Origin of the sequence: Rhizobium sp. YTUHZ045, assembly GCF_051124255.1 — a bacterium.
GTDB lineage: Bacteria > Pseudomonadota > Alphaproteobacteria > Rhizobiales > Rhizobiaceae > Rhizobium.
In genome coordinates this window covers 812447-825013 of record NZ_CP101433.1, presented here as the reverse complement: position 1 = coordinate 825013, position 12567 = coordinate 812447, and the positions used below count along the sequence as shown (strand labels likewise).

At 62.8% G+C, this 12567-nt stretch carries 10 protein-coding genes; 6 read left to right on the top strand and 4 right to left on the bottom strand.

Going from position 1 to position 12567, the window contains the following annotated elements; translation table 11 throughout:
• The first annotated feature begins 41 nt into the window (after positions 1–41).
• The 3 genes from ntrB to NMA58_RS26135 are packed head-to-tail and all read left to right on the top strand — an operon-like array spanning position 42 to position 2525.
• Entirely contained in the window at positions 42–935 is an 894-nt protein-coding gene (gene ntrB, locus NMA58_RS26145) for a nitrate ABC transporter permease (RefSeq protein WP_183698454.1), read from the top strand.
• 11 nt (positions 936–946) lie between these two features.
• The gene (locus NMA58_RS26140) at positions 947–1744 is read left to right on the top strand and encodes an ABC transporter ATP-binding protein (protein ID WP_085781813.1); all 798 of its coding nucleotides are present in this window, start codon (positions 947–949) and stop codon (positions 1742–1744) included.
• Positions 1745–1790: 46 nt separating this feature from the next.
• Positions 1791–2525 (top strand): 4'-phosphopantetheinyl transferase family protein, encoded by a 735-nt coding sequence (locus tag NMA58_RS26135; RefSeq protein WP_434713760.1) that lies wholly within the window; start codon positions 1791–1793, stop codon positions 2523–2525.
• Here NMA58_RS26135 and NMA58_RS26130 read toward each other — a convergent pair.
• Genes NMA58_RS26130 through NMA58_RS26120 form a run of 3 tightly spaced genes read right to left on the bottom strand, consistent with a single transcriptional unit; the run spans position 2483 to position 8067 of the window.
• Positions 2483–3841 carry a lysine N(6)-hydroxylase/L-ornithine N(5)-oxygenase family protein gene (locus NMA58_RS26130; RefSeq protein WP_434713759.1) on the bottom strand — a complete coding sequence of 453 codons (1359 nt, stop codon included), beginning with the start codon at positions 3839–3841 and terminating at the stop codon, positions 2483–2485. The two genes, NMA58_RS26135 and NMA58_RS26130, sit on opposite strands and share 43 nt — an antisense overlap.
• Positions 3838–7830 (bottom strand): non-ribosomal peptide synthetase, encoded by a 3993-nt coding sequence (locus NMA58_RS26125; RefSeq protein WP_434713758.1) that lies wholly within the window; start codon positions 7828–7830, stop codon positions 3838–3840. Before NMA58_RS26125 ends, NMA58_RS26130 begins: the two co-directional genes overlap by 4 nt.
• Positions 7831–7848: 18 nt before the next feature.
• The gene (locus tag NMA58_RS26120) at positions 7849–8067 is read right to left on the bottom strand and encodes an MbtH family protein (RefSeq protein WP_434713757.1); all 219 of its coding nucleotides are present in this window, start codon (positions 8065–8067) and stop codon (positions 7849–7851) included.
• Between the two features lie 194 nt (positions 8068–8261).
• Here NMA58_RS26120 and NMA58_RS26115 point away from each other — a divergent pair, with 194 nt between their 5' ends.
• The 3 genes from NMA58_RS26115 to NMA58_RS26105 are packed head-to-tail and all read left to right on the top strand — an operon-like array spanning position 8262 to position 11861.
• Positions 8262–9251 carry a GNAT family N-acetyltransferase gene (locus tag NMA58_RS26115; RefSeq protein ID WP_434714406.1) on the top strand — a complete coding sequence of 330 codons (990 nt, stop codon included), beginning with the start codon at positions 8262–8264 and terminating at the stop codon, positions 9249–9251.
• Complete coding sequence (locus NMA58_RS26110) at positions 9248–10666, top strand: MATE family efflux transporter (RefSeq protein ID WP_434713756.1); 1419 nt, start codon at positions 9248–9250, stop codon at positions 10664–10666. The genes NMA58_RS26115 and NMA58_RS26110 overlap by 4 nt, the downstream gene beginning before the upstream one ends.
• 10 nt (positions 10667–10676) lie before the next feature.
• The gene (locus NMA58_RS26105; protein WP_434713755.1) at positions 10677–11861 is read left to right on the top strand and encodes a PLP-dependent transferase; all 1185 of its coding nucleotides are present in this window, start codon (positions 10677–10679) and stop codon (positions 11859–11861) included.
• Here the strand turns inward: NMA58_RS26105 and NMA58_RS26100 are convergent.
• Positions 11752–12408 (bottom strand): sigma-70 family RNA polymerase sigma factor, encoded by a 657-nt coding sequence (locus NMA58_RS26100; protein ID WP_434713754.1) that lies wholly within the window; start codon positions 12406–12408, stop codon positions 11752–11754. The two genes, NMA58_RS26105 and NMA58_RS26100, sit on opposite strands and share 110 nt — an antisense overlap.
• Positions 12409–12567 lie beyond the last annotated feature (159 nt).

Sequence of the window (12567 nt, the reverse complement as noted above, 5' to 3'; positions counted from 1 at the left end):
GAACGGCGCGCCGGCCTTCCATTCCCGTGAGGAGCGCGCTGATGTCCGCCCTGGCAAATAAAGAAAATCCCTCGATTGTCGCCTCTGCAAAGCCGGCGGCGAAGGTTCTGTCATTCTCCGGCAAGCAAGCATCGCGGATCGATTTTCGCCGCGCGGCGCTGACCGCACTTCACAATGTCGTTCCGCCGGCCGTCGTGCTGGCTCTCGTCCTCCTCCTCTGGCAGGCGCTCTGTTCATCGGCGGACGCCTCTCTGCCTTCGCCGCACCAGGTCTGGCAGGATAGCTACGACCTCATCGCCTATCCGTTCTTCAACTACGGCTCCCAGGATATCGGGCTCGGCTGGCGGGTGCTGGTCTCGCTGCAGCGCGTGGCTTATGGCTTCGGCCTTGCCGCAGTCACCGGCGTCATCATCGGGGCGATCATCGGTCAATCGGTCTGGGCCATGCGCGGCCTCGATCCGATCTTCCAGGTGCTGCGCACGGTGCCGCCGCTCGCTTGGCTGCCGCTGTCGCTCGCCGCATTCCAGGATTCCAGCCCTTCGGCGATCTTCGTCATCTTCATCACCTCGATCTGGCCTGTCATCATCAACACCGCCGTCGGCGTCCGCAATATTCCGCAGGATTATCGCAACGTCGCCGAGGTGCTGCGGCTCAACCAGCTCGAATTCTTCTGGAAGATCATGCTGCCGTCGGCGGCCCCTTACATCTTCACCGGCCTCAGGATCGGCGTCGGCCTTTCCTGGCTCGCCATCGTCGCGGCCGAAATGCTGACCGGCGGCGTCGGCATCGGCTTCTTCATCTGGGATGCGTGGAACTCCTCGCGCCTTCCCGACATCATCGTCGCGCTCGCCTATATCGGCATCGTCGGTTTTGCTCTCGACAAGCTGGTGGCCGCGCTCGGCAAACTCGTCACCCGCGGCGCCATGGCCAACTGAGGACCATATCGATGAACGCCTATCTCAAGCTCGATCATATCGACAAGCATTTCGATCGCGGCGGCGTGCGCGCCGAAGTCCTGAAGGACATCAACCTTACGATTTCACAGGGGGAATTCGTCTCGATCATCGGCCATTCCGGTTGCGGCAAGTCCACCCTGCTCAATCTCATTGCCGGGCTGACCCCGGTTTCGGCAGGCGCCGTGCTTCTGGAAAATCAAGAGGTCAACGAGCCGGGCCCGGAACGCGCCGTCGTTTTTCAGAACCATTCGCTCCTGCCCTGGTTGACGGTCTATGAGAACGTGAATCTAGCCGTCTCCAAGGTCTTCAGCCGAACGAAGACCAAGGCCGAGCGACATGACTGGGTGATGGCCAATCTCGACCTCGTGCAGATGGCCCATGCCAGGGACAAGCGGCCCGCGGAGATATCGGGCGGCATGAAGCAGCGAGTCGGCATTGCCCGCGCGCTTTCAATGGAGCCGAAGATCCTGCTGCTCGATGAGCCGTTCGGGGCACTCGACGCATTGACCCGCGCCCATCTTCAGGATGCGGTGATGGAGATCCATAGCCGGCTCGGCAACACGATGGTGATGATCACCCATGATGTCGATGAAGCGGTGCTGCTGTCCGACCGCATCGTGATGATGACCAACGGCCCGGCGGCTCGCATCGGCGAAGTGCTCGACGTCACCATGCCACGCCCCCGCAACCGCATCGAGCTCGCCTCCGACCGGACATATCTCAAATGCCGCGAGGCCGTGCTCAAATTCCTTTACGAACGCCACCGCTTCATCGAAGCCGCGGAGTAAATCCCGCGGAGATTGCCAATCGGGCCGCGTTACGCATACTGGCCTGATGCAGCAATCAGAAAATCAACCGGCCGCCATCGATGTCGTGCTCTGGAAATATCCGAAGAACGACAGCGGCGAGAAGCGCTGGATGCAGTGGCTTTCACCGAATGAGCGGGAGCGCGCCGCGACCTATCGCTTCGAGCGCGACCGGACCTCGTTCATCGCCGGCCGCTGTCTGCTGCGGCAAGTGCTGAGCGCGCATACCGAGACGCAGCCTGACAAGCTGCTGTTGCATGCGGATGCGTACGGCAGGCTGAGGGCCGAGGGTCGCGACGGGCTGCAGTTCAGCCTTTCCAATGCCGACGGGCTGGTGGCCGTCGCCGTCACTTCAGAATGCGAGCGCGTCGGGATCGACTGCGAACGCGCCGACGCCGAAATCGAAGCGGCGGCCATGGAGAGCTATTGCAGCCTGGACGAACGGCACTGGCTCGATCAACTGCCTCCGGGCGAACGATCGCGTGCAGCCGTTGCCCTTTGGGCGCTCAAGGAGAGCCATCTCAAGGCACTCGGGGTAGGCTTGCGTGAAGATCCCCGCAGCGTCGCCTTTTCCTGGCAGGACGGCATCCCTGTCATGGTTCAGAGCGGCGCACCGGACCGGCAATGGCATCACCGCCTGATCGAGAGCGGCAGCCAGCACGTCGCCGCGCTGGCCGTCCACTCACAATTTCGCGCCCCCAGCATTCATGTCCTGACGTTTCAGGATGACAGCATGCCGTCCGAATGGCCGGCCCGGAGCTGATGCGACATGGCAGAAGCTGCCTCCGTCGCCCAGACCAGCTGAGCATTGTCAGGCTCGGCATCGAAATGCTGCCGGCCGAGAAGCGTGTTGACGATCTTGGCGCTACGCCACGCCATGAGGCTGAGCTGCGAGTCGGCTATGCCGTGCGAGTATCGGCCGGCGTTCTGCGCAAACAGGCGGTTGGTCCTCGGGCCTGTCCACTGCATCGTGTAGTCGTCGTTCAGGATGGGATAGCCGTTTCTGTCGAGGCTGATCCTTTCGCTTAGCGATCCGAGCGCATCCGGCAAACGGAACCTGTAGCCGGTTGCCAGCACCACCGCGTCGGCATGAAGCACCTCTATCCCGCCATCGAAATGGTTGCGGACGATGAGCCGATAGGCATTGCCGTTCCGCTCCATCTGGATCACATCGCGGTTCGGCGACAAAGATGCATTCAGCGTGCTCTGCTCAAGGTAACGCAGCGCATAGAGGCGGCGGTAGATCGAGTGGATCGTCGAAATCGACAGGCCGTCACTGGTCAGGATCGAGTTCTTCAGCGCCGCCTGCTTCTGCTCGCTGCTGAGCTTCAGATAGGCCTGCACATATTCCGGCGAGAAGACCTGGTTCGAAAACGGCGTATCGTTGATGGGCTCGAAATTATGGCGCCGGCTGATCCAGGTCAGTTCCGTCATCGAGCCAGGGTCCCCAAGCAGCGCTTCCACCACCTCGCCGCCGCTCTGGCCGCCGCCGACCACGACAATGCGGGAAGCGCCGAGATCGATGAGGCGCGATTTGGCCTCGCTATTGTGGAAGCAATCCGCACCCAGGAAGGGTTTTGCCCAGTCGGGCACGAAGGGCGAGGACCCGGTGCCGATCACCAGGTTGCGCGCTTCTTCCTGGCCGTTGTCGAAGCGCAGGACGAAGCGGTCGTCGCGGTGCTCGACGTCGCGGATCTCGGCGGAGAACCGCAGACCTTCCACGCCCTTGGCGACCCAGGCGAGATAACGCGCGAATTCCTGCCGGGGGACGGCGTCATAATTGGCGTTCAGGAAGGCGTAGAGCCGCTTATGGGCGACCAGATAGGAGATGAAGGACCAGCGGCTGGTCGGCAGGACCGGGGTGACGAGGTCCTTGAGGAAGGACGACTGCAGCTCGACGCCGGGCATCATCATGCCGGGATGCCAGTCGAACGAGACTCGCCGCTCGAAGAAACGGCTGCGCATCTCAGGCACGTATTCGAGCAGGCAGGCAAGGCTCAGATTGGAAGGACCGATGCCGATGCCGGCAAGATCGAGCGGCTCATTCAGGGCATCTCTGCGGGTAAAAGCGACGGTCATGCGTTATCCTTCTCTGTTTCCTTGAGACGCAGGGCAAGTCTTGAGTGGAAGGCGGGTGACCCGATCATGTGCAGGTGGTTGGTGCCGGTGATGATCTCGGCCGCGTGCGCCCGCGGCGACAGGCGGCGCCAATCGATCAGGTTGAGGCCGCGATTGAGGCTGTCGTCGGCTGCCCAGGGATAGATCGGCACGTCATGGGGAATGAGCCGATGCTTGCGGAAGATCAGAGCATTGTCGATCAGCACCCAGAACGTATGTTCGCGGCTGCTGATATCGGGTCCGTCGGTCGGCAGCGGGTCCTTCTCGTCGCCGACGAAGCGCAGGAACTGCTCGTAGGTATCGGCGTCCATGGTCGAAAGCAGCCGGTCCCATTCCGGGCGCATCGCGGTCTTTTGCAGCCATGCCTGCACGTCCCGGTGAAGCGCGTCGCGCTCGTCCGGCCGGAAGCGCGGCTTGGCGCCGATCGCGAATTCCGATCCGAGATCGCAGACATCGACCATCGCCATCGTCCGGACGTCGACCTCGTTGGCGAGAGTGCGGGCAGCCTCATAGGCCAGAAGCCCGCCCCAGGACCAGCCGAGAAAGTAGCAGGGCGCACCTTTACTATGCGTTCTGATGTGATCGACATAGCTCTCGATGATCTCTTCAACGGGCGCGCCGACTTCCTTCTTCTCGGACAGCGAGTGGCAAATGAAGCCAGTCGCCGGCTGGTCGGCGCCGAGATAATCGACGAGTTTCACATATTCGCGGGTGCTGACGAGAAGCCCCGGGAAGCAATAGAGCCGCGGCTTGGCCCCTGAAGCGCGCAGCACGATCACCTCGGAGAGATCTCGCTCCTCCCCCTGTTCCATCACGCCGGCAAAGGCGCGGATGGTCGGGTTGTTGAAGATATCGGCAACGGTCAGCGGAACCTTCGGCCGGCGCTGCCGCAGCTGCGTGAGGATGCGGATCGCGCCCAGCGAATTGCCGCCGATCGCGAAGAAATTGTCCTCGACGCTGATCGCTTCCAGCTTGAGAACCTGGCGCCAGACATCCAGCACCTCCTCTTCGAGCGCAGTCGCCGGCTCGGCGATGGCGCGCTTGACGGGCTGGGGCGCGGGCAGCGCGAAGCGGTCGAGCTTGCTGTTCGGATTGGTAGGCATCTTCTCCAGTTCGACCACGGCCGCCGGCACCATGTAGGACGGCAGGCGGCGTTCGAGGCCGGCGCGGACCGTCCCGACGTCGAGCCTCTCGTCCTTCTTCGGCACGACATAGGCGACCAGCGCCTTTTCGCCGGCATCGTCGTCGCGCAGCACGACCAGAGCTTCGCCGACGCCGGGCTGCTGGAGGAGTGCTGCTTCGATCTCGCCGAGTTCGATGCGATAACCGCGCAGCTTCACCTGATGATCGACGCGGCCGACGAACTCGACGGTTCCGTCCTCGCGCCAGCGCGTCAGGTCGCCGGAGCGATAGAGCCGCCCGCCTTCCTTGGAGAAGGGGTCGGGAATGAAGCGGTCGGCCGTCGTATCCGGCTTGCCGAGATAGCCGCGGGCAATGCCCTCGCCGCCGATATAGAGCTCGCCGGTCACGCCGATCGGGCACGGATTGAGGTCGGGATCGAGCACATAGACGCGCCGGAGCCCGACGGCGCGTCCGAGCGGCGCATAGACGCCCTGGAACCTGGTGCCGGCCCGCACCTTCCAGACCATCGGGGTCATGATCGTTTCCGTGGGACCGTAGCCGTTGATCAGCCATTCCGATTTCAGCGCCCGCGACAGAAGATCGAAGGTCGATTGCGCGAGCCCCTCGCCGCCGAAGGAATAGAGCCGCATCGGCGGCGCGCCGTCGGAAATGTCAGCCCACTCCGCCAGTTGCTGCAGATAGGTCGTGGGAATGCTGGCATTGTTGGCGCCATGCTTGCGCATCGCCGTCAGCGTTTCTTCCGGCGTCCAGAGCGGCTGGTCGGGAAGGATGATGCTGCCGCCTTCCATCAGCGGGTTCATCCAGCGCTCATGGCCGCCGTCCGAACTGAAGGGCAGGAAGGGCAGCTCGCGGGACTCCGAGCTCATGCCGTAGACGCGCGAGGTATTCTGCAGGTGATGCGTCAGCGGCCCGTGCTCGACGGCGACACCCTTCGGCAATCCCGTGGATCCCGAGGTGTACATGACATAAGCGAGCTGGTCCTTGTGCGTGGGAACGTAGAGCGGCGTATCCGGCTCGCCGTCGAGATCGAGCTTGTCGAGTTCGAGAACTATGGCGTCGAGCTCTTCCGGCAGGCGATGGCGCAGCCAGCTATGGGTGAGAACGATCTTAACGCCGCCATCGCGCAGGATGTGATGGTTGCGCGCCGGCGGATGGTCGGGCTCGACCGGGATGTAAGCACCGCCCGCCTTCAGCGTGGCGAGAATGCCAACGATCGCCTCCGGCGAACGCTTGATGAAGATCGCGACCGTCACTTCGGCGCGGACACCGAGCTGCCGCAGCCGATGCCCGAGGCGGTTCGTGCTCGCCTCCAACCAGCCATGGCTCCACTCCTCGTCGCCATAAACGATTGCCGTCTTCTCAGGCGTCCGGCGCGAATGGGCCGAAATCAGCTCGTGCACCGGCCGGTCGTCGTTGACGACATCATCCTCATAGGGCGCCGACAGCCAGTCGAGCTCGTCGCTGCCCATGAGCTCGATATCCTTGATCCTGAGATCGGGCTTTGCGACGATCTGCTCCAGCACCAGGCAGAAATGCTTGGCGACACGGGCGATCAGGGCGCCGTCGTAGAGATCCTGAGCATAGTCGATCAGCCCGTACGCGGCGCCATCTGTGCGAGCCTCGATCACGAGGGAAAGCTCGCTATCGGCGCGGGCGCCCAGCGGTTCCAGGTTCGTCGCCTGCCTCGGAACCGGATAGGGCTCGCGGAATTCGAACAGCGCCTTGACCACGGCTTCCTGTGCGGCCGCTTCGTCGACCACCAATTCCTGCGTGATGCGCTCCAGCGGCACGAGGCGGGCAAGCCCCTCCTGCGTCACCGACGAGATTGCCTCAACGACATCATCGAGAGAGTGCCGGGAGGTCAGGGAAAGCACGAGGGGAAGAACCTGTTCGGCGCGGCCGCGGCTGGCGAAATGCTCGGTGCGGGGGCGGGCGATCAGCAGCCCGGTCAGCAAAGCATAGTTGCCGCTGTAGCGCGCCAGCAGCGCGCAGAAGGCGGCGTGAAGTACGCGCTCGATCTGGCAGCTCTTGCTCTGTGCATGCCGTTCGAGCTTGGCCCAGAGGTTGGGCTCGATCGCAAACCGATGCTCAGCACGCGCCACGCCGGCAAGCCCGCCGCTGTTGAAGCGGGTGGGAAAGGTCGAGGCCGCGTAGTCGAGACCGATCGTGTCGCGCCAATAGGCAAGCGCTTCGCGCGCTTCATCCGTCTCCAGCCATTCTTCCTCCCGCATTCCCGCCGATTTTTCCGCCGGCTGCACATCGCCGGCGGGTTCACCATCGAGAATGCGCGCCAGCGAAGCGGCAAGAACGGATTTTGCGCGGTCGTCTGAGATGATCGGATGCAGCACGATCGTCAGCAGCGACTGCCCATCGGGCAGCAGGATGATCTGGATGCGCGCCCCCGGCCCTTCCAGGAGATCGAAGCGCCTGTCGCGGAAGGCTTTTCGCGCTGCCAAGGCTTCAGCCTCGGAAAGAGCCGCTCCTTCCTTGCCGAGGATTTCGATCGGCACCGCGTTCGGCGCGCCGCGATATTGCTCGATGCGGCCGCCCGCCAGCCGGCGGAAACGAGTGGAAAGCGACGGGTTCTCAGCCAGGAGCGCGCGGCAGGCGCCGGCGATCGTCTCGACGCCGGTCGTGGCGCCCAAGCGCAGCCCGATGACCTGATCGGGAAAGACCGTGTAATTGCCGATCTGCTCCAGCGACCAGATGCGCTTCTGCGCGATCGTCAGCGGAAAGCTTTCGAAGTCGGTATCCATTGCCGCATCGGTCGGGCAGGCATCGGCGAAATTGGTGATCTGCTTGTTCATCTTGCCATCCGGACGGTTTCAGAGACGCGCATCGGCTGCCATGGCCGAGCGCAGGGAAAGCGGGCGAGGATCGGCCCAGATGTCACGGATATGGGCGAGGCACTCCTGGCGCGAACCGGCAAAACCCGCTGGCTGCCAGCTCACCGGAATGCGCTTGTCCTGCGGCCAGACCGAGTAGTGATGCTCGGTGTCGTGGACGACGATCCAGAGATCGTCGCGGGGCTCAAGATTGTCCATTCGAAGCTCCTGCAGAGATTGACGTCATGCGCAAATGACGGATCCCGCCTGCTGGAGTTTAGAAAATTGCTGAGAATTTTTTTCTTCGTTTACCCCTAAATCCGCCCAGGGATGGATCGTCATTCTCTCAAATCGCCGCAGGAGCGGGCTTCATGCTCGCAGCATCAAAAGCCCTGCCGATCAAGGAGAACATCATGGATTTCGACGCCGCCAAGCAAAGGCGGGCTCTACAGGCGCGCAGCTATGTCAGGCTCGCCCCCAATATCGTCCATCTCCACACCGTGCACGGGAATCACGAAGTCGCCCTCGAAGTCGAAGCCGGCATCGCCTCGCTGACCTTCTACGAGGGAAATCCCGTGCAATCGGCCGAGCTTCTCATGGCAGCCGCCGAAGCGGTGACGGCGCAAGATCGGTCGATCAAATCGGTCGCTTTCGAAGGCCATCAGGCCAGCCTTCCCCGGCACATCTCAGGCACCGATGGACGGCTCGATTCCGCGATCCTCTGGCAATGGCCCTCGCTGTGGCTGCCGCAGATGTCCTATCCGTTGCCGCCGGTGCAGCAGATGACCGCGGGGCGCTATCATCCGCGCCGGCCGGCAAAGCCGAAGGGCACGGTCTACCAGCGCTTCATTCCGTGGCTGGAGCGCGACATCAGTTTCAGAGTGGCCGATCCCGAGACCGATCTTGCGGCCTTTCATCGCTGGATGAACAACGAGCAGGTCAACACGATCTGGGAGGATGCGGGCTCGATCGACAAGCACCGGGAGATCCTGGAGGAGAGGATCGCCGATCCGCATGTCCTGCCACTGATCGGCAGTTTCGCCGACATTCCCTTCGGCTATTTCGAGGTCTACTGGGCCAAGGAAAACCGGCTCGGTCCCTACTACGATGCCGACGATTACGATCGCGGATGGCATGTCGCGATCGGCGAGCCCGATTATCGCGGCAAGAAATGGATCAGCGCGTGGCTTCCCTCGCTGATGCATTTCATCTTCCTCGACGATCCCCGCACGAGATGCATCGTCGGCGAACCGCGCGCCAGCCACGAGCAGCAGATCCGCAATCTCGACCGCTCGGGCTTTGCCAAGATCAAGCATTTCGATTTTCCGCACAAACGGGCGCTTCTCGTCATGCTGACTCGCGAGCGCTTCTTCGGCGATCATCTCTGGGTGCCCGCATCATGAACGACATGAGCGAGATGAGCGGCAGCGTGCGGAAACGACGGCTTGCGCCGGAAGATCTCGCCAGCCCGCACCTGTTCAGGCTGCTGCTGCGGCTCGGGCTGCCCGCCATGTTTGGCCTGTCGATCAATGCCGCCCATCACACGATCAACATGGTCTTCGTCGGCACGATCGGGGAGGATCAGATCGCCGCGATCATGATCGTGCTGCCGATCCTGATGCTCGTCGCAGCCTTCGGCGAAGGCATCGGCGTCGGCGTGGCAACCGAGGTCGGGCGGGCGCTCGGCGCCGGCAACCGGTCGAGGGCGAGTACGCTGGCCTCGGTCAGCCTGGCCGCCGGCATCGCCTTCAGCGCGGCAAGCGCGGCCGCAATCGTTACCTTCCCATCTTTCCTGCTGTTCGGCGCCACGCCAGCCATCGAGCCGCTTGCGCAGCATTACCTCCTCATCATCGCGGTCTCGATCCCGCTGACAATGGCGCAGATCATTCTCGATTTCCTGGCGATCGCCGAGGGCAATGCCCGCTTCAGCATGTGGACGCTGGTCGCCTGCTTTGCGCTGAACATCATTCTCGACCCGATCATGATCTTCGGCTTCGGCCTCGGGCTGCAAGGCGTGGCGATGGCGACCATCCTCTCCCAGCTCGTGGCGCTCTCAATCTACGGCGCCTATCATGCGAGACGGCTCGGGACGATCCGGCTGACGTTCTGCTGGCGGCTCGGCGATGTCAGGCATCTGAGGCCGGTCCTTGCCGTGGGCGCGCCGACGACACTGACGAGCCTCGCAACCGCTGGCGCAATCGCCGCGATGCTGTCGTTCGCCGGCACCTATCGTGGCGAGGACGGCATTGCCGGAGTCGGGATCGCCCTGCGGCTGCTTGCGGTCGGCGCACTTCCCGTCATGGGCATTTCGCTGGGCGCGCAGTCCATCCTGAGCTTCGCCTGGGGCCGCGGGGATATATCACGGGTGCTCTCGGCAACCCGCATGCTAACCGCCGTCACGAGCGCGGTCGGCGGCGCCTACGGGTTGACGGCGATCATCTTCTCCGCGCACCTTGCCTCGTTCTTCACCGACAATGCATCCGTGATATCGATCGCAGGCCAGGCGATCGTCGCAACCCATCTCCCCTTCCTGCTGTTCGGCCTCCGGCAGACCGTGCTGATCCTCTTCCAAGCACAGGGCAGGCCGAAAGCCGCCCTTGCCGTAGGCTTGGCGCAATATGGATATCTTCTCTTTCCGTTGCTTGCTTTCCTGCCGCCCTTCTTCGGTTTTTCAGGCCTGCTCGCAGCCATGTTTCTGGCCTCGTCGCTCACCGGCCTGCTGTCATGCTTCTGCCTGGCGAGATCACTCAGCGCGCTCCGGCAGAGCTCGGCCGGTGATCTGACCGCACTCCGTCCCTATCCCAGCTTTTGCCCCTGAGAGGATCATCATGAACCTGTCCTTCAGCCCACGCGACCTTGGCGACCAAGCGGCCGACGATCTCTTCACGCCCGTCGATCCCTCGGCCTTCAACGCCGTGTCGCCGCCGATCTTCCAGACCTCGCTCTTCACCTATGACAGTTACGAGGCGATGGAGGATGTCTTCGCCGGCCGGGCGCGCAACTACATCTATTCGCGCGGCGACAATCCGACCGTTCGCGAATTCGAACTTTTGGTCGCCCGCCTCGAGGGCGCGGAGGATGGGCGCGCCTTCTCCAGCGGAACGGCCGCCATCACCGCGACCATTCTCACCCTCGTGGAAGCCGGCGACCGGGTCGTTGCCGTCCGCCACCTCTATAACGATGTCTACCGCCTGCTGGTGAAGCTGCTCGGCCGGCTCGGTGTCACGGTGGATTTCGTCGATCCTTCCGACCATGACGAGGTCCGCAAGGCGCTGTCGGGCGCCAAGCTTCTCTATCTCGAAAACCCGACGTCTTTCGTCTTCGAACTGCAGGACATAACGGCGCTGTCGGCCATGGCAAAGGAGGCGGGTGTCACAACCGTCATCGACAACTCCTGGGCGACGCCGCTCTTCCAGAAGCCGATCCTGCACGGCGTCGATATCGTCATTCACGCCGCCTCGAAATATCTCGGCGGCCACAGCGATACGGTCGCCGGCGTCGTCGTCGGCACGAAAGAGGCGATCGCCAGGATCAACTCGACCTCCTACCCCTATATCGGCGCCAAGCTCTCGCCCTTCGAGGCCTGGCTCCTGCTGCGCGGCATGCGCACGCTGCGCGTCCGGCTGAAGGAGCATGAGCGCAGCGGACTTCTGCTCGCCGACCGGCTGAAACAGCATCCCGACATCGCCCGCGTTCGCCACCCGGCCTTTCAAGACCATCCCGGCCGGGCGACGCTGTCGGGTTATGCCGGGCTCTTCGCTTTCGACCTCACGCCCGACATAGATGTCGCGCGTTTTGTCAATGCGCTGCACGAAATCCGCCTCGGCGTCAGCTGGGGAGGGCCGGAAACGCTTGTGGTCCCCGCCAAGGTGGCGCTGCAGATTCCCGACCGGATGACCACCTTCATCCGGTTCGGCGTGAGCGAGCAGACGGTTCGCTTCGCCGTTGGACTGGAAGAACCGGAACTGCTTTGGAGCGACCTGCAGCAGGCGCTGCACGCCGCGCGGCGCTAGGATCCTGCCGATGTTCGTGATCGGCACGAGGGGAGTCGGTGATCGCCGAATGGCAATGCTGCTCCGCCGCCTTGATCATGAAATTAACAAGGGTCCTGGAGACGCCGAGTTCGGCCGCGATGTCCTTCTGCGGCACGCCGTTCAGGCGGTGGCGGATGAAGGCGTCGTTGGTGCGCTTCGGCAGCGTCTCGAGCGAAGCCAGCACGTCACGCAGGGTCTCTGCGGCAACGAGCTGGTCAAGCACCGTTGGGACGGGAGCCGTGATCTCCCGGATTTGATCTATCGACCTGTGGTTGTTCGTCTGATGGCGCTGGCGGCGGCTCTCATCCAGTGCAAGATTATAGACCATCCGGAAGGCATAGCCGATGGGGCAGCGAATACCGTCGACATTGACCCCATAAGCCTTGATGACTCCGTCCTGAAATATGTCCTCGGAGTATGCCCTTGATTTGAGAACGCTTTCGATCGTCTTCAGGAGCTTATCCTTGTTTTCGATCATTGCGTTGACAACCGCATTCCCGTTCACATCACGATGCGATGCTCGCATTGTCCTGTACCTTTTTACGAATGGAAAATCAGGCTCTGTCTTGCTGGTCGGTTCGGCCTTGGCGCTCCTTTTTCAAAGCGGATGTGCACGATGTGATTGCAGTGTCTATTTTAAGGTGATAACAAGAGTCAAGTTTAAATCCACCGGGCTGAAGGCGAG

What these genes read in the sequence shown, in the direction of transcription:
- ntrB (WP_183698454.1), top strand. Translation starts at nt 42, where the DNA reads ATGTCCGCCCTGGCAAATAAAGAAAATCCCTCGATTGTCGCCTCTGCA.
- NMA58_RS26140 (WP_085781813.1), top strand. Translation starts at nt 947, where the DNA reads ATGAACGCCTATCTCAAGCTCGATCATATCGACAAGCATTTCGATCGC.
- NMA58_RS26135 (WP_434713760.1), top strand. Translation starts at nt 1,791, where the DNA reads ATGCAGCAATCAGAAAATCAACCGGCCGCCATCGATGTCGTGCTCTGG.
- NMA58_RS26130 (WP_434713759.1), bottom strand. Translation starts at nt 3,841, where the DNA reads ATGACCGTCGCTTTTACCCGCAGAGATGCCCTGAATGAGCCGCTCGAT.
- NMA58_RS26125 (WP_434713758.1), bottom strand. Translation starts at nt 7,830, where the DNA reads ATGAACAAGCAGATCACCAATTTCGCCGATGCCTGCCCGACCGATGCG.
- NMA58_RS26120 (WP_434713757.1), bottom strand. Translation starts at nt 8,067, where the DNA reads ATGGACAATCTTGAGCCCCGCGACGATCTCTGGATCGTCGTCCACGAC.
- NMA58_RS26115 (WP_434714406.1), top strand. Translation starts at nt 8,262, where the DNA reads ATGGATTTCGACGCCGCCAAGCAAAGGCGGGCTCTACAGGCGCGCAGC.
- NMA58_RS26110 (WP_434713756.1), top strand. Translation starts at nt 9,248, where the DNA reads ATGAACGACATGAGCGAGATGAGCGGCAGCGTGCGGAAACGACGGCTT.
- NMA58_RS26105 (WP_434713755.1), top strand. Translation starts at nt 10,677, where the DNA reads ATGAACCTGTCCTTCAGCCCACGCGACCTTGGCGACCAAGCGGCCGAC.
- NMA58_RS26100 (WP_434713754.1), bottom strand. Translation starts at nt 12,408, where the DNA reads ATGCGAGCATCGCATCGTGATGTGAACGGGAATGCGGTTGTCAACGCA.